This window comes from Pseudomonas brassicacearum (assembly GCF_000585995.1).
Lineage (GTDB): Bacteria > Pseudomonadota > Gammaproteobacteria > Pseudomonadales > Pseudomonadaceae > Aquipseudomonas > Aquipseudomonas brassicacearum_A.
In genome coordinates this window covers 4,054,615-4,070,749 of the sequence record NZ_CP007410.1, presented here as the reverse complement: position 1 = coordinate 4,070,749, position 16,135 = coordinate 4,054,615, and the positions used below count along the sequence as shown (strand labels likewise).

The window sequence follows — 16,135 nt, the reverse complement described above, 5'->3', positions numbered from 1 at the left end:
GCGACCATCACTTGTCGGCCGCGAAGGCTTCATGCTTGTGAGCGTCAAGCACCTGCAAGCGCTTCGTCAGTGCGGCATGAATGTTGTTGTAGGCCGTACTGCCGAGCGCCAGGCGAAAGGGCGGAAGAGGCTGATCCAATGCCTGCATCATCGTTTCCACCGTGCGCTGCGGGTCACCTTTCACTGGAAACATTCCTGACTGCAACGTCAAGCGAATCTTGTCGGCCGGCGTATCGGCATAGGCAGGCGATGCCTGGGCATAGTCGACGCCTGCGCCGAAGCCAGTATCCGTCGGCCCTGGTTCAGCCAGGATGAAGTCAATACCGAAGCCAGCGACTTCTTGCGCAACGGCCTCCACGAATCCTTCAATGCCCCATTTGCTGGCGTGATAAAGGCTGAAGCCGGGATAAGCGACCTGTCCTCCTTCCGAGGAGACCTGCATGATTCGGCCACCGCCTTGGCGGCGCAAATGAGGAAGCACGGCACGGATCAGCTGGATGCTACCCGTGAGATTGGTTGCCAGTTGCCGGGCAATCTGTTCGTCGCTCAACTCCTCGGCGGCTCCCACTAACCCATAACCCGCGTTACTGATGACATAATCCACTTGGCCTGCTTGTCCAAAAGCGGCATCGACGGTTTGGCGAACGTTTGCCGTGTCGGTGAGGTCAAGTACCAATACCGATAATCGCTCTGGGAAACGTGCCTTCAGCTCATCCAGGGCACGAAGCTTGCGCACCGTCGCGATGACGCGGTCGCCGCGTTGCAGGGCGTGTTCGGCAAGCGCGCGTCCGAGCCCAGAGGATGTACCGGTGATAAACCATGTCTTAGCCATGTCGTTTTTTCCTCTCGTTGGTGTTGAGCTCATGCTAGGTTCGATCGCAGGTGGGAAAAACCCCCATAAACGGAACGTGCTGGTGAGGAAACTTCACCAATGAAGAGACCTTCTTGGGGAGACCTGAACGCACTCGCCGAAATCATCGCCCGACGCAGCTTTCGCGAAGCGGCGGATTCGCTCGGCGTGAGTCGGTCTTCCCTCAGCCACGCCGTTCGTACACTCGAGCGGGACTTGGGGGTGCGCTTGCTTCACCGCACGACGCGCAGTGTTTCGCCTACGCCAGAGGGTGAGCGTCTGGTCAACGGCATGCTGCCGCTCATGGGGGCCATGGATGAGGTGCTGTCTGATTTTGCTCATGCTGACGGCCAGCTACGTGGCATTTTGCGTATCAATGGCAACGAGTCGGGGATACGTGAATTGCTATCCACAGCCGTGCCGCGCTTCGTCGAACTGCACCCGCGTGTGGAATTGGATCTGGTTGTCGACGGGGCCTTGGTGGACATCATTGAGCGTGGGTTTGACGCAGGTATTCGCCTGATGGACAGAGTTCCGCGTGACATGATCGCGGTGCCGATTGGAGCGCCCGTAAGGTTTGTCGTGGTGGCATCGCCAGGGTACCTGGCCCGTCATAGTCCTATCACCGAGCCGGAGATGCTCCGCCAGCATTGCTGCATCCGGCAAAGGTTGCCCAGTGGCAAGCGTTATCGCTGGGAGTTTGTCCGTGCCGGCTGCGCGATGACAGTCGATGTGCCAGGCCAACTGACTCTGAATGACAACGCCTTGATGGTCCAGGCAGCAATCGATGGGTTGGGTGTTGCCTACGTTCCCGAACAGTATGCTGAAGCGGCGATCAGGGAGGGTCGACTGATAACGGTATTGTTGGATTGGTGCCCTCCGGAGCCGGGACTTGCTCTGTATTATTCGGGACATCGTCAGATCCCGGCAGCGCTTGGCGCCCTGATCAAGATCCTGAGGCAATCATGAATGCGACCTTCGGCTGTGGCGTTGCTGCTGATCAGGGACCAGAAGCCAAAATGATGTTATCCGGCAGACACCCTGCGCACTGACTGGCTGAGGAAAACCAATCATGCACGATTCTTTCAATCTGTCCCGTTTCGTCGAAGCCCAGCGTCCGCTGTTCGATCGGGTCATGGACGAGCTGCGTGCAGGTCGCAAGACGAGTCACTGGATGTGGTTCATATTTCCGCAGTTGCGGGGGCTCGGTCATTCCGAGATGGCCGATCGCTTTGCCATTTCAACCCTTGACGAGGCCCAGGCGTATCTGGAGCACGATTTACTCGGTCCCCGGCTGGAACAATGCGTGAGAACTGTTCTGGAACACCGCGGCATGAGTGCCAAGCAGATATTCGGTTCGCCCGACGACCTTAAGTTTCGCTCCTGTCTCACACTGTTCATGCGTGCACAGACCGGGTCCGCCCTGTACCAACAGGCGCTCGATCAATTTTATTCCGGTGAGCCAGATCGCAGAACGCTTTTGCTGCTAGGGCACTCAGGGTGAGGGGAGAGTAAAAGAACATTTCGCCTGGTCTGTCAGCACGTGCTCAAGCTGTTCGGCCAGCGCCCCAAACGGGGTGGGCGGGAAATCATCATGATGCTGGAGCGAGGGTGATGATTATGGAAAGCAGAGACCAAGTCGCCGTGATATTCGGCCAGCTTCGCATTTTGCGTGAAAGCGTGTTGGCGCTTGAAAAAATGGAGTCGGGCAACGTGACAGAGCTTCGGGGACAGCAAACCTTGGATGTTGACGGTGCCGTTCACCAATCGTTTGCGAGGCTGTTGGACAACGTCGCCGCGATGGAAGAGTTGCTGGCAACGATTGCGGAAGCCACGGGAGATATTCCCAAGCTGTGACGGTACGTTGGGCGTTCTCCAACGCCAGGACACCGGATCACGCACCTTCCACGTCTCGATAATACGCCTTCAACGTATCGACGAATTCCTCGACCAATCGCGTCCGTGTGGGTGCGGTCGGCCATATCACGTAGGTCGGAAAGAGGATGTCCGGTGTGAACGGCCTGACCACGATGTCCCGATGCAGATAGTCCTTGGCGACCAGCGGATGGGCGAGGGTGATGCCCATGCCGAGCGCGACCATCTCGCAGTTGATCGCGCTGTACTGCGCTTCGACGGCCATTATTCGCTCGACGCCTGCCTGCTCGAACAAACCGTCCACCAATGATCGTGTGCCGTCGCCGTGGCAGAGTGAAACGAACGGCTGCCCTTCGAGGTCCTGGAAGGTGATCTGTGATTTTGCCGCCAGTGCGTGGGCGCGAGGCAATACGCACACGGCCGCTTTTTCGGCGAGCAATTCGATTTGCTCGCTGTTGACGTCGCCGGGATGAACCACGATGCCAATGTCACAAAACTGCGACTTGACCCATTGTTCCACCGTGGGCGAGGAATTCACGTGCAGTGACACCGTGAGTTCGGGGCGCGTGGCGGTGAAGGTCTTGATCACTGCGGGGAGCAGGCTCAGGCCAGTCGACGGTATCGCTGCTACACGCAAACGCCCGGTGCCCAGGTTGCGAATGTTCTTCGCCGAATGCTTGAGGCTGTCGAGGCCGACATAGGCGCGTTCCACTTCATGAAAGAACGCCTGGCCTTCTTGCGTGGGGACCAGCCGCACGCCTGCGCGCTTGAACAGGGTCAGTCCAGTGCTCAGTTCCAACTGCGCTATCAGCCGGCTGACATTGGGTTGCGAGGTATACAGCACCTCGGCTGCCGCAGTCATCGAGCCCAGTCGCATGACGCTGCGGAATGCTTCGATTTGCCTGAGATTCATGCCTGCCTTCCATATCAAATATGAATAACTAACCCGAATATTCTGATTTGACCATATGGATAGTGCATCGCAATACTCCAATACAGCAACCCCATAGCGCACCTGAAGATGCGCCATCGGCGTGAGGTTTTCGCCGACAACATGCAGCGCGCTGCATGGCTTCGATTGACGCCGAAGCAACTGACGCATTGTTCGATCTGCCCCCACGCACTTCGGAGATAGTCTGTGAATAGCCATAATTCGACCTCAGCAATTCCGCCGTTTAGTCCCTTGGCCCGCATGGCCATTGTTGTCACCGTGACCCTCTTGGGGTTGGGCAGTAGTGGTGCCGTTTTCGCTGAGCCGACGCTGTATGTCGCCGGTGTGGGCGGGTCAACCGAGCAGATGTACAAGACCAAGGTCATTCCAGCCTTCGAGAAGCAGCACAACGTCAAAGTGATCTACGTTGCGGGTAACTCGACTGAAACCCTGGCCAAATTGCAGGCCCAGAAAGGTCGCCAGCAGATCAACGTGGCGATGATGGACGATGGGCCGATGTACCAGGCGTTGCAAATGGGACTGTGTGCAAAACTCAGCGATGCGCCGGTCTATCAAGACCTCTATCCGCTGGCGCGAATCAGTCCCGAAGCGACTGGGATCGGCGTGGTCGCCACCGGTATCGGTTACAACGAAGAGGCCTTCAAGAAGCGTGGCTGGGCCCCGCCGGATTCCTGGGAAGACCTCACCAATACCCGCTACAGGCAACTGCTGGGCATGCCGCCCGTGACCAACACCTATGGCTTGCATACGCTGGTGCAGATGGCCCGTTTGCGCGGCGGGGGTGAAAAGAATATCGATCCTGGCTTCAAGGCGCTGAAGGACGAAATCGGCCCCAACGTCCTGGCGTGGGTATCGGCGCCAGGTGAAATGGACGGCATGATGCAGAACGGCGATGTGGTCATGGCCGTGTATGGCAGCGGTCGTGCGGTGGCTTTGCAGAGCACCGGCTTTCCACTCAAGTTTATCTATCCCAAGGAGGGCGGCATCGCCCTGCAGATTGCCGCCTGTGGTATCACACCCAACGCGCAGCCTGAGCTGTCGCAGCAATTCATCCAATATGTGCTGTCACCGCAAGTGCAGGAAATCCAGGCGCGGGAAAACGGTTTCGCACCGGTCAACAAAACCGTCAGCCTTGAGCCGGATGTCGCCGCGCGTATGCCCTACGGTCCGGATAAGGTCAATGCGTTGATCAAGGTCGACTGGGAGACGATCAACCAGCAGCGCAGCGAATGGACGACGCGCTGGAACCGCACGGTCGAACGCTAGCGTCCACGGGCTCCGATCCTTCCCGAAACCTTTCTGGAGGCGCAGGCCCGGCCTGCGTGGCAAGCCAATGGCATTTCTTACGCTTGAAGGCCTCGTCAAGACCTATGGCAGTTTCAAAGCCATTGACGGCTTGGACCTGGAGGTGCGGCACGGTGAGTTCATCGCTCTGCTCGGACCCTCCGGCTGCGGCAAGACCACCACGCTGCAATCCATTGCCGGCTTCGTTCAGCCCACACAAGGGCGCATCGTTCTGGACGGCCGCGACATCACCCATGTACGGCCTGAGCAACGAGGGCTGGGGATCGTCTTCCAGAGCTACGCGTTATTTCCGCACATGAGTGTCGCGCAGAACATCAGTTTCGGCCTGGAAATGCGTGGCGTGCCCAAGGCCGAACGCCGCCAGCGCGTCGAAGAGGCGCTGGCGCTGGTGCGCCTCGACGGTCTGGGCGAGCGTTACCCCAAGGCATTGTCGGGCGGTCAACGGCAGCGGGTGGCCATTGCCCGGGCCCTGGCCATTCGCCCGAACTTGTTGCTGCTCGACGAACCCATGTCCAACCTCGACGCCAAGCTGCGCGAAGAGATGCACATCGAATTGCGGGCGATCCAGCGCGACCTGGGCATCACCACCATCCTGGTGACCCATGATCAGGTCGAAGCCATGACCATGAGCGACCGGATTGCCGTGATGCAAAAAGGTCGGATCGTGCAGATCGACACACCGTATGAAGCCTACGAGCGCCCACATTCACCTTTCGCCTCGGCGTTCCTGGGCAAGACCAACGCTTTCGCTGGCGCCGTGCAGGCCCGCAACGAACGGTGTTGCAACGTGCAGGTCAAGGACACGCTGCTGCATGTCCCCCATGAAGACCGGGCGTTGGGCAATGAAGTCAATGTCTACATCCGCCCGGAAAAGATTCGCCTGACGGAGGCCGGCAGGGGCCGTTTGAACGGGCGCATCCGCTTGCGCGTATTCCTTGGCAACCTATGGTTGATCGCGGTTGAAAGCCACTTTGGCCTGGTGCACATGACCCAGCCGAACCTGGGCACTCCGCCGCCCGACGAAGGTCATGAAGTCGGCCTGGACTGGTCCGACGACGATCTACGCCTGCTGGATCGGGAGGCTGCCCATGGCCAGGTATGATGCCGAGCACGTCGGTGCCGCGCCCTGGTTGCTCAGCGGCCCGGCGTTACTGGTGTTCATCGCGTTGCTGCTGGTGCCGCTGCTGCTGACCGCCGTGCTCTCGCTCAACCTGTTCAGCGACACCGAGGGCGTGTTGCCGGCCTATAGCCTCGGCAATTACCTGGAGGTGTTCAAGGACGGTTACTTCCACGACATCTTCCTGCGCACGGGGGGCCTGGCACTGGCCGTGACGGTCCTTTGCGTACTGTTGGGGGTACCGGAAACCATCATCATTGCGCGCATGGCGCCGCGCTGGCGCTCGTTGTTCCTGCTGGTGGTGTTGGGGCCGCTGCTGATTTCGGTGGTGGTGCGCACGCTCGGCTGGGCGATCCTGCTCGGCAACAACGGGTTGATCAACGATGCCTTGCAGGCGCTGGGCATCACTGACCAACCGGTGAAAATGTTGTTCACCCAACTGGGCGTGATCATCGCGCTGACCCATGTGCTGGTGCCGTTCATGGTGATTGCCGTGTGGGCCACCTTGCAGCGCCTGGACTTGCAGGTGGAATGGGCCGGGTTGTCCCTGGGGGCCTCGCGGCTGACGGTGTTCCGTCGAATCATCCTGCCGCAAATCATGCCCGGCATTCTTTCTGGTTCGATCATTGTCTTCGCCTTGGCGGCATCCGCCTTCGCCACCCCGGCGATCATCGGCGGTCGACGTCTCAAAGTGGTGGCGACAGCGGCCTACGACGAATTCCTCGGCACCCTCAACTGGCCCCTCGGCGCCGCCATCGCGATGCTCCTGCTCGCCGCCAACCTGATCATCATCCTGGGTTGCAGCAAGCTGGCCGAGCGTCGTTTCAAGCAAGTCTTCGAGTAGTCGGCCATGCACAAGAACGGATTTTTCTCGCTGCTGTACCACCTGCTGTTCATCACTTTCATCGTCGCGCCGCTGGTGGTGGTGATGGCGATCGCCTTTACCGATAAGGGCTACCTGTCGTTGCCTACCGACGGCTTGTCGTTGCGCTGGTTCCGCGCGCTGCTGGAGAACCAGGAGATGCTCGACGCATTCTTCCTGTCGTTGAAGCTGGGCCTGTTTTCGGCCACTGTCGCGACGCTGCTGGCGGTCCCGGCGGCATTGGCGATCAGCCGCTACGAGTTTGCCGGGCGCAGCACGCTGACGGGTTTTCTGCTGTCGCCGCTGATGATTCCTTCCGTGGTGTTGGGCATTGCGTTTCTGCGGTTTTTCTCCATGGCCCAGATTGGCGGATCGTTCTGGGCGCTGAGCATCACTCATGTGATTGTGGTGTTGCCCTATGCCTTGCGGCTGACGCTGGCTTCGACCATCGGCCTGGAGCGCGACATCGAACAAGCCGCCTTGTCGCTAGGGGCACGGCGCTGGACCGCTTTTTACCGGGTGGTGCTGCCGCGTATTCGCACGGGGGTGATTGGCGGCTGGATGTTGGCATTCATCCAGAGCTTCGATGAGTTGACCATGACCGTATTCGTTGCCACGCCAGGCACCACGACCTTGCCGGTGGCCATGTACAACCAGATCTCCCAGACCATTGACCCGTTGATCACTGCGGTTTCCACGGTGCTGATCATTGGCACCCTGTTATTGATGCTGGTGCTCGACCGCATGGTCGGGCTGGATCGGGTATTGATCGGAGAAAGTAAATGAGCCAGGACAGGCACAATCCCGTGCAGTCGCAAGTGATCGTGATCGGCGGCGGGTTGGTGGGAATGGCGGTGGCCTACGGCTTGGCACGCGACGGTGTCGACATCCAGGTGCTCGATCAGGGCGATGATGCGTTTCGTGCCTCTCGGGGCAATTTCGGCCTGGTTTGGGTCCAGGGCAAGGGCCATGACGTCCCGGATTACTCGCGCTGGACCCGTTCTTCGGCCACTCGCTGGCCGGCGCTTGCCCAGGCGCTGATGGCCGACAGCGGTATCGATGTCCAGCTCAGGCAGCCGGGTGGCTTCCATATGTGTTTCAACGACGAAGAGCTGTTGGAGCGCCAGTCGCGACTGCAAGCCTTGCGGGATGCGTTGGGCGATTATCCTTTCGAGATGTTGGACGCCGCCGAACTGAAAGCGCGCCTGCCGTTGATCGGTCCTGCGGTGATCGGTGCCAGCTATACGCCCCAGGATGGTCACGTCAATCCACTGAAATTGCTGCGCGCCTTGCACGCCTCGGCGCAGGCCAAGGGTGTACGACTGCAGGGCGGCGTGCAGGTCGAGCGCATTGATTGTGCCCCCGGCGAATTTCGTGTGAGAGCCGGTCAACGCTGCTTCGTCGCGCCAAGGATCGTCCTGGCCGCCGGCCTGGGCAACGCGGCGCTGGCTCGGCAGGTGGGCCTGTATGCGCCGGTTGCGCCCAACCGCGGACAAGTGTTGGTCAGTGAGCGGGTCCAGCCCTTTCTTCAATATCCGACGCTCAACGTGCGCCAGACCGATGAAGGCACCGTGCAGCTTGGCGATTCCATGGAGGAGGTGGGCTTTGATGACGGCACTTCCACCGAGGTGTTGGCCGCCATCGCCAAACGCGGTGTCACGACCTTCCCCTTGTTGCGCGACGTGGGGCTGGTCCGGGCCTGGGGCGCATTGCGGGTGATGAGCCCGGACGGTTTGCCCATTTACCAGCAATCAAGCGCCCACCCGGGTGCCTTCGTGGTCACGTGCCACAGCGGCGTGACCTTGGCGGCCGCCCATGCCCTGCGCATCGCGCCGTGGATCATGGGCGGGCCACCGCCTGAGGAGCTGGAGGTGTTTTCCGGAGACCGTTTTCTAACTGACAAGGTGTTTTCACATGCCCACTGATCCGCTGTTTCAACCGATCACCAGCGAGGTCAGGGCGACGCGGACGGTGAGCCTGACGTTCAACGATCAACCGCTGAACGTGCCCGCCGGTGTGAGTGTCGCCGCTGCCTTGCTGATGTCCGGTATCAATCGCTTTCGCGCCACCCCGGTCAGTGAATCGCCCCGCGCGCCATACTGCATGATGGGCGTGTGCTTCGAATGCCTGGTGGAGATCGACGGCGTCCCGAACCGCCAAAGCTGCCTGATCGAAGTGGCTGACGGCATGCGTATCCACTCCCAGGAGGGCGCGCGGGATCTGATCTATCAACCGATGAATGTCCAGGCCGTGGAGGTGCAGTCATGAACCCTGAAAGCGTCGAGGTCGTGGTGATTGGGGCGGGCGCGGCCGGCATGGCTGCGGCGACGCGGTTGGCCGGGTTGGGCTTGCAGGTGGTGTTGCTGGATGAGCAGGGGAGCCCGGGCGGGCAGATCTATCGGGGCATCAGCCTGGCACCCCTGTCACGGCGGGATTTGCTGGGGCCCGATTATGCCCAGGGCAATGAATGGGTCCAGGCCCTGGCCGCTTCGAGCGTGCGTTATGAGAAAGGTGCATCGGTGTGGCAAGTGACCCGGGAGCGTCAGGTCAGTTATCTGCGTGAAGGCCGCCTGTATACGCTGGACGCCAAGGCCGTGCTGTTGGCTACGGGCGCCATGGAACGGCCGTTTCCGATTGTCGGCTGGACCCTGCCCGGCGTGATGAGCGTCGGCGCTGCGCAGATCCTGTTGAAAAGCTCAGGCCTGGCACCGAGCGAGCCGGTGGTATTGGCCGGTTGCGGCCCGCTGTTGTACCTGCTTGGCTGGCAGTACCTGCGGGCCGGTGTAACGATCAAGGCCCTGGTCGACACCACGCGGCCAGAAGATTACTGGCGCGCCCGACGCCATTTGTTTGCGGCCTTGCGTGCCTGGCCGTACCTGCGCAAGGGGTTGGAGTTGATGCGCAGTTTGCGTGCTGCCGGTATTGCTCACCACAGCGGTGCCGAAGACTTGGCAATCGAAGGCGAGCAGGCGGCGCAAGCCCTGACATTCAGTGTTTCCGGCAAGGCGCAACGCATCGCCACGCGCTGCGTGCTGCTGCATCAAGGCGTGGTGCCGAACATCCAATTCAGCCAGGCATTGCGCGCCCGCCATGAATGGGACCCGCAGCAGCTGTGTTTCACCCCGGTCAGCGATCCGTGGGGGGAGCTGGATGTGCCGGGGGTCTATGTCGCTGGAGACGGAGCGGGTATCGGTGGGGCCCAGGCAGCGGCGTTGCAGGGGCAACTGGCGGCGCTGGGGATTGCCGCGCGGCTCAAGTCGATCGGCCTCTCGGAACGTGATGACGAGGCTCGCCGGTTGCGCCTGAAACTGGCGGCCAACCTGCGGATCCGGCCCTTTCTCGATGCGCTGTATCAGCCAAAGGAGCAAAACCGTATCCCCGCCGACGAGGTGATGGTCTGCCGTTGCGAGGAAGTCACGGCAGGTGAGCTGCGCGGTTTCGTCGCCCTGGGCTGCGCAGGTCCGAACCAGGCCAAGGCCTTTGGCCGTTGTGGCATGGGACCGTGCCAGGGGCGCATGTGCGGCCTGACGGTGACTGAAGTCATCGCCAAGGCCCGTGGTGTGTCGGCGGCCGAGGTCGGGTATTACCGGATTCGACCGCCGATCAAACCCATCACCCTGGGAGAGTTGGCCGGTGAGTGAGGCGAGCGGGCGTGTGACGGACGTGCTGGTCATCGGCGGCGGCATCCATGGCCTGAGCACTGCGTTATTCCTCGCCCAAGCTGGCGTCAAGGTGGCGGTGCTGGAAGCGGAGTATTGCGGTCGCCACGCCTCTGGCGTGAACGCCGGAGGGGTACGCACCCTGGGGCGCCACGCCGCGGAAATTCCACTGGCCCTGGCCTCGCGGGAGCTTTGGCATGACCTTGAGAGCACCTTGGGCGACGACGGCGGTTTTGTTCCCAGCGGCCAGCTCAAGCTGGCGGAGAGCACGGCGGAGCTGCTGGAGTGTCGGCTGCGGGTCGAACACCTCCAGGCGTTGGGTTTCACCCATGAAGTGCTGATCGACCAGCACCAGGTGTTCGAGAAAGTGCCGAGTATTTCCCGGCATGTGGCGGGCGGCATCTGGGTCAAGGGCGATGGGTACGCGGTGCCTTACAAGACCGTCACTGCGTTTCGCCTGGCTGCGCAGAAACTCGGTGTACGGATCCACGAAAACACCCCGGCACAGCGGATCGAGCAAACCGGCTCTCGATGGCGAGTGCACACGCCTGGTGGCTGTTTCAGTGCCGAACATCTGGTGGTGACGGCAGGGGCCTGGGCCGCCGACCTGACGGCCCAGGTTGGCGAGCCGGTTCCGGTGCATCCCGAAGGCCTGATGTTGATGGTCACCCATCGGGTCGCGCCGTTCTGTGTCCCAGTGTTGGGCGCTACGACCAGGGCTTTGTCGTTCAAGCAGTTTGCCAACGGCACCGTAGTGATTGGTGGCAAGCTGATCGGGTCGCTGGATTTTCTCTCGCGCCATGGCGAAGTGGACATGACCCGCCTGGGCAGCAGCGCGCGCACGGTCACCGACTTGTTCCCCCATCTGCGACACCTGGGCATCAACCGTGTCTGGGCCGGCGTTGAAGCCTTTACCGCCGATGACCTCCCGGTGATAGGGGCCAGTCGCAAAGCCAGCAACCTCAGTTACTCATTCGGTTTTTGTGGCAGCGGCTTTCAGATGGGCCCTGGCACCGGCAAACGCCTGGCCCAGCTTATTCTGGGCGAGCACTCGGACATCTCCCTGGAACCCTTCGCCATCGATCGTTTCGAGGCCGCCGCCACTGCGACGGCTTCAATCGTCCAACCCACCTCAACCCTGTCGCAACACTAAGGAGTTCACATGCTGGACATCACCCGGATCGAAACCAATCAACGCATGAGCCGCGTCGTTCAATGCAATGGCTTCACCTTTCTTGGCGGCCAGACGGCCACTGACCGGACCCAGGACATCAAGGGCCAGACCGCCCAGGTGCTGGCCAAAATCGATAGCTACCTGGCCCAGGCTGGCCTGGACAAGACCCGCATCCTCAGCGCCCAAGTCTGGCTGTCGGATATCCAAGCCCATTTCGCCGGTATGAACGAGGTGTGGGACGCGTGGGCCCCGGAAGGCCATGCACCGGCGCGCGCCACCGTCGAATCGCGTCTCGCGGCCCCGGACCTGTTGGTGGAAATCACCGTCATCGCCGCGGGTTGATCGCCAGCGGTCCTGTGAGTCGACCGGGGTCTACGGTCGACTTTCCAAGGGCGACGCCTCGCTGCTCACTTCGCGACGTCACTCAGGCAACGCGGCTTCGACCAGTTCGATCCAATGCCTGACAGGGGTTCGGCCCGCGCCGTCGAGGTGGGTCTGGCAGCCGATATTGGCGGTGACAATGACTTCGGGGTGCTCGCTTTCCAGCGCATTGAGCTTATTGTCGCGCAGTTGCCGAGACAGTTCGGGTTGCGTCAGCGAATAAGTGCCCGCCGAGCCGCAGCACAGGTGGCTGTCGGGAACAGCGGTCAGGTTGAATCCCAGGCTTGTCAGAATGGCTTCAACGGCACCCCCGAGTTTTTGCGCATGCTGCAAAGTGCAAGGGCAATGGAACGCCAGGCGCTGGTCGCTGTGCACGCCGAGTTTATCCAGCGGCTCGTCGCGCAGTACTTCAACCAGATCCTTGGCCAGGGCGCTGACCCTTTTTGCCTTGTCGGCATACGCCGGGTCGGTGCTGAGCAGGTGGCCATAGTCTTTGACGAAGGCACCGCAGCCGCTGGCGGTTTGCACAATGGCCTCGGCACCGCTTTCAATGCTCGGCCACCACGCATCGATGTTGCGGCGGGCACGAGCGAGGCCGGCGGCCTGAGCGTCCAGGTGATAGTCCAGCGCACCGCAACAACCGGCCTCGCGAATCGGGGTGACGCTGATCCCAAGTCGATCCAGTACGCGTGCGGCGGCCGCGTTGGTATTGGGCGACAGGCTTGGTTGCACGCAGCCTTCGAGCATGAGCACTTGCCGGGTATGGCGGGTGGTCGGGCGTGGTTTTGCCGGATACACGTTGCGCGGTAATTTGACTTGCAGCGTGTTGGGCAGTAATGCGCGGAAAACCTGGCCACTGCTCAGCAGCCCTTTGAACAGCCCCGGATTGGGCAGGACGCCGCGCAATCCCTCGCGCAATAGGCGTTGGCCGAGTGGGCGCGGGACGGCCGCATCGACCACCGCCCGGCCGATGTCCAGCAAGTTGTGATAGTCGACGCCGGAGGGGCAGGTGGTTTCGCAATTGCGGCACGACAGGCAACGATCCAGGTGCTCCTGGGTCTTGCGGGTCACTTCATTGCCTTCGAGCACCTGCTTGATCAGGTAGATACGCCCCCGCGGGCCATCCAGTTCATCGCCCAGCAGTTGATAGGTCGGGCAGGTGGCGTTGCAGAAACCGCAGTGCACGCAACTGCGCAGAATGCTTTCGGCTTCTGCGGCACGGGGCAGTTGACGGGCCTCTTCGCTCAAGGTGGTCTGCATGGTTCAAAGCTCCGCGTACAGGCGACCGGGGTTGAAGAGGCCCCGTGGATCGAGTTGTTGTTTCAAATTCTGGTGGTAGCGCATCAGCGCGTCGGGCAGTGGTTGGAATGGACTGTCGATCAGGCCATGGCTGTAGCAGGTCGCATGTCCGCCGACCTCTTCGACGATCGCGCGAATGAGGGGCGCTTCGGCGTCGGATTTGAGCCAGCGCTGGGCGCCGCCCCAATCGATCAATTGAACGCCCGGCAACGACAGTCGGGGTGCGTTCTGCGGCAAGGAAAGGCGCCAGAGCGGTTGACTCTCATCGAAGAAACTCAATCGATGCTCGTTCAGGTCTTGCCAGTACGAAGCGTCTAGCAAGTCCCCACCCAAACGGTCATGGGCCGCCGCCACCGAGCCTTCGCCGCCCTCGAGCCGCAGGTGCAGGCGCTGGCCGTCGTGACAGGCGGCGCTGATCGGCAGCGGTTGCTGCCCCCATTCCGCCAGGCGTAGCAAGGCACGATCGGTGTCCATCTCCAGGCTGATACTTAACGCTTGCCGTGGTTTTGGCAGGACCTTGAGGGACACTTCGGTCACCACGCCCAGCGAGCCGTAACTGCCGGCCATCAAGCGCGACAGATCGTAGCCGGCGACGTTCTTCATGACCTCGCCGCCAAAGCGCAGATGCTTGCCCTGGCCGGTGATGACCCGCGTCCCGAGGACGAAGTCGCGGACCGATCCTGACCAAGGGCGTCGCGGCCCCGAGAGTCCGCAGGCAATCATGCCGCCCACCGTGGCGTCGTCACCGAAGGAGGGCGGTTCGCAAGGCAGCATCTGCTGCGACGCGTCCAGCACTTCAGACAAGTGTGCCAATGGCGTGCCGCAGCGAGCGGTGATCACCAGTTCGGTCGGGTCGTAGCTGACGATGCCCCGATGGGAGCGGGTGTCGAGGACTTCACCCGCCACGCTGCGCCCCAGGAACGCCTTGCTGTTGGAACCCTGGATGCGCAGCGGGGTGGCGTTTTCCAGCGCCTGGTTGACCTGCTCCAGCAGCGCTGCGCTGTCATCGATATCGTGTTCGCTGCGCATCAGAAACGCTCCAATTCAGGGAAGGGCATCTGACCCATATGCACGTGCATGGCACCAAACTCGGCGCAGCGATGCAGTGTCGGAATATTCTTGCCCGGGTTGAGTAACCCGCTCGGATCGAACGCCGCCTTGACGGCATGGAACACGGTCAGCTCATCGCTGTTGAACTGCGCGCACATCTGATTGATTTTCTCGCGGCCCACACCGTGTTCACCGGTAATGCTGCCGCCGACCTTCACGCACAATTCGAGGATCTTGCCGCCCAGGGCTTCGGCGCGATCGAGTTCACCCGGTTGATTGGCATCGAACAGAATCAGTGGATGCATGTTGCCGTCGCCGGCGTGGAAAACGTTGGCCACGCGCAGGTCGTACTCGGCTGATAACGCCGCGATCGCCTGCAGCACACCGGGCAGTTCCCGGCGCGGGATCGTCCCGTCCATGCAGTAATAATCCGGCGAGAGGCGGCCCACCGCCGGAAAGGCATTCTTGCGCCCGGCCCAGAAACGCACACGTTCGGCCTCGTCGCGAGCCTGGCGCACTTCGGTGGCGCCGGCCTGCTCCAGCACTTGGCGCACGCGGTCGCAGTCATCATGGACGTCGGCTTCCACACCATCGAGTTCGCACAACAGAATGGCTTCGGCGTCGACCGGGTAGCCGGCGTGGATGAAGTCTTCGGCGGCGCGAATGGCCAGGTTGTCCATCATTTCCAGGCCGCCCGGGATGATGCCCGCGGCAATAATGTCACCCACTGCGCGGCCAGCCTTTTCGACGGAATCGAAGGCCGCTAGCAGTACTTTGGCGGTTTGTGGCTTGGGCAGCAGTTTGACCGTGACCTCGGTGATCACCCCAAGCATACCTTCGGAACCGGTGAACAACGCCAGCAGATCGAAACCGGGTGAGTCGAGGGCCTGGGACCCCAGCGTCAGGTGCTCGCCGTCGACGGTGAGGATGTCGACCTTGAGCAGGTTGTGCACGGTCAGTCCGTACTTCAGGCAATGTACGCCGCCGGCGTTCTCCGCCACATTACCGCCGATCGAACAGGCAATCTGGGAGGAGGGGTCTGGCGCGTAGTACAGGCCAAACGGTGCGGCGGCCTGGGAAATCGCCAGGTTACGAACGCCTGGTTGGACGCGGGCGGTGCGGGCGGCGGGGTCGATGTGGAGGATGTGGTTGAAGCGCGCCATCACCAGCAGCACACCTTTTTCCAGCGGCAATGCACCGCCGGACAAACCCGTGCCCGCACCGCGGGCGACGACCGGTACCTGCCGTTCATGGCAGAGCCGGAGCACGCCCTGGACCTGGTCGATGTGGCGCGGCAGCACCACCAGCATTGGCGTGGTGCGATAGGCGGAGAGTCCGTCGCATTCGTACGGCTTGAGTTCTTCGCGCTGATGCAGGATTTCCAGATCGGGCCACTGGGTTTGCAGGGCCTGCAGCAGGGCGTTTTTATCGACGTCGGGCAGGACACCGTCAACGCGTTCATCGTAGAGAATGTTCATAGTCGGTGGACGACGCTCAGTTGTTTTTATTAGAGGTCCGTTTCCGGATACAGCTGACTTACATCATTGGTCCGGCGCGTCTTACTGTCCATGTGTTGTTTGGCTGGTCGAACCAGATTCTTCAATCTTGATT

Annotated in this window: 17 protein-coding genes; 12 read left to right on the top strand and 5 right to left on the bottom strand. The window is 61.4% G+C overall.

What is annotated here, in order from left to right:
- Positions 1 to 7: 7 nt before the first annotated feature.
- On the bottom strand, positions 8 to 832 hold the full coding sequence (locus tag CD58_RS17130; protein ID WP_025214227.1) for an SDR family oxidoreductase: 825 nt from the start codon (positions 830 to 832) through the stop codon (positions 8 to 10).
- Between the two features lie 99 nt (positions 833 to 931).
- Between CD58_RS17130 and CD58_RS17125 the strand changes: the two genes are divergently transcribed.
- The 3 genes from CD58_RS17125 (at position 932) to CD58_RS17115 (ending at position 2,707) form a co-directional block, all read left to right on the top strand.
- Complete coding sequence (locus CD58_RS17125) at positions 932 to 1,819, top strand: LysR family transcriptional regulator (RefSeq protein ID WP_038436667.1); 888 nt, start codon at positions 932 to 934, stop codon at positions 1,817 to 1,819.
- Positions 1,820 to 1,922: 103 nt separating this feature from the next.
- On the top strand, positions 1,923 to 2,354 hold the full coding sequence (locus CD58_RS17120; RefSeq protein WP_025214226.1) for a DUF1810 domain-containing protein: 432 nt from the start codon (positions 1,923 to 1,925) through the stop codon (positions 2,352 to 2,354).
- A gap of 110 nt (positions 2,355 to 2,464) precedes the next feature.
- Complete coding sequence (locus tag CD58_RS17115; RefSeq protein ID WP_025214225.1) at positions 2,465 to 2,707, top strand: hypothetical protein; 243 nt, start codon at positions 2,465 to 2,467, stop codon at positions 2,705 to 2,707.
- Between the two features lie 37 nt (positions 2,708 to 2,744).
- Here CD58_RS17115 and CD58_RS17110 read toward each other — a convergent pair whose 3' ends face one another.
- Positions 2,745 to 3,638: a LysR substrate-binding domain-containing protein gene (locus tag CD58_RS17110; protein ID WP_025214224.1), complete on the bottom strand. Its 894-nt coding sequence runs from the start codon at positions 3,636 to 3,638 to the stop codon at positions 2,745 to 2,747.
- Positions 3,639 to 3,863: 225 nt separating this feature from the next.
- On the opposite strand from CD58_RS17110, the gene CD58_RS17105 reads away from it, so the two are divergent.
- From CD58_RS17105 to CD58_RS17065, 9 genes are all read left to right on the top strand, one after another.
- A complete protein-coding gene (locus CD58_RS17105; RefSeq protein ID WP_038436665.1) occupies positions 3,864 to 4,943 on the top strand; it encodes an ABC transporter substrate-binding protein in 1,080 nt (359 codons plus the stop codon).
- Between the two features lie 67 nt (positions 4,944 to 5,010).
- The gene (locus CD58_RS17100; RefSeq protein WP_025214223.1) at positions 5,011 to 6,084 is read left to right on the top strand and encodes an ABC transporter ATP-binding protein; all 1,074 of its coding nucleotides are present in this window, start codon (positions 5,011 to 5,013) and stop codon (positions 6,082 to 6,084) included.
- Positions 6,071 to 6,943: an ABC transporter permease gene (locus CD58_RS17095; protein ID WP_025214222.1), complete on the top strand. Its 873-nt coding sequence runs from the start codon at positions 6,071 to 6,073 to the stop codon at positions 6,941 to 6,943. The genes CD58_RS17100 and CD58_RS17095 overlap by 14 nt, the downstream gene beginning before the upstream one ends.
- 6 nt (positions 6,944 to 6,949) lie before the next feature.
- Positions 6,950 to 7,747, top strand: a complete 798-nt coding sequence (locus CD58_RS17090) for an ABC transporter permease (protein ID WP_025214221.1) — start codon at positions 6,950 to 6,952, stop codon at positions 7,745 to 7,747.
- The gene (locus CD58_RS17085) at positions 7,744 to 8,886 is read left to right on the top strand and encodes an NAD(P)/FAD-dependent oxidoreductase (RefSeq protein WP_025214220.1); all 1,143 of its coding nucleotides are present in this window, start codon (positions 7,744 to 7,746) and stop codon (positions 8,884 to 8,886) included. The genes CD58_RS17090 and CD58_RS17085 overlap by 4 nt, the downstream gene beginning before the upstream one ends.
- The gene (locus tag CD58_RS17080) at positions 8,876 to 9,229 is read left to right on the top strand and encodes a (2Fe-2S)-binding protein (RefSeq protein ID WP_025214219.1); all 354 of its coding nucleotides are present in this window, start codon (positions 8,876 to 8,878) and stop codon (positions 9,227 to 9,229) included. Before CD58_RS17085 ends, CD58_RS17080 begins: the two co-directional genes overlap by 11 nt.
- Positions 9,226 to 10,602: an NAD(P)/FAD-dependent oxidoreductase gene (locus CD58_RS17075; protein WP_025214218.1), complete on the top strand. Its 1,377-nt coding sequence runs from the start codon at positions 9,226 to 9,228 to the stop codon at positions 10,600 to 10,602. Before CD58_RS17080 ends, CD58_RS17075 begins: the two co-directional genes overlap by 4 nt.
- Positions 10,595 to 11,773 carry an NAD(P)/FAD-dependent oxidoreductase gene (locus tag CD58_RS17070; RefSeq protein WP_025214217.1) on the top strand — a complete coding sequence of 393 codons (1,179 nt, stop codon included), beginning with the start codon at positions 10,595 to 10,597 and terminating at the stop codon, positions 11,771 to 11,773. Before CD58_RS17075 ends, CD58_RS17070 begins: the two co-directional genes overlap by 8 nt.
- 9 nt (positions 11,774 to 11,782) lie before the next feature.
- Positions 11,783 to 12,136 (top strand): RidA family protein, encoded by a 354-nt coding sequence (locus tag CD58_RS17065; protein ID WP_025214216.1) that lies wholly within the window; start codon positions 11,783 to 11,785, stop codon positions 12,134 to 12,136.
- Between the two features lie 78 nt (positions 12,137 to 12,214).
- Here the strand turns inward: CD58_RS17065 and glcF are convergent, their stop codons facing one another.
- Genes glcF through glcD form a run of 3 tightly spaced genes read right to left on the bottom strand, consistent with a single transcriptional unit; the run spans position 12,215 to position 16,002 of the window.
- Positions 12,215 to 13,435 carry a glycolate oxidase subunit GlcF gene (gene glcF, locus CD58_RS17060; RefSeq protein ID WP_025214215.1) on the bottom strand — a complete coding sequence of 407 codons (1,221 nt, stop codon included), beginning with the start codon at positions 13,433 to 13,435 and terminating at the stop codon, positions 12,215 to 12,217.
- A gap of 3 nt (positions 13,436 to 13,438) precedes the next feature.
- Positions 13,439 to 14,503 (bottom strand): glycolate oxidase subunit GlcE, encoded by a 1,065-nt coding sequence (gene glcE, locus CD58_RS17055; protein WP_025214214.1) that lies wholly within the window; start codon positions 14,501 to 14,503, stop codon positions 13,439 to 13,441.
- Positions 14,503 to 16,002, bottom strand: coding sequence for a glycolate oxidase subunit GlcD (gene glcD / locus CD58_RS17050; protein ID WP_025214213.1), 1,500 nt, complete (start codon positions 16,000 to 16,002; stop codon positions 14,503 to 14,505). Before glcD ends, glcE begins: the two co-directional genes overlap by 1 nt.
- Between the last annotated feature and the right edge of the window lie 133 nt (positions 16,003 to 16,135).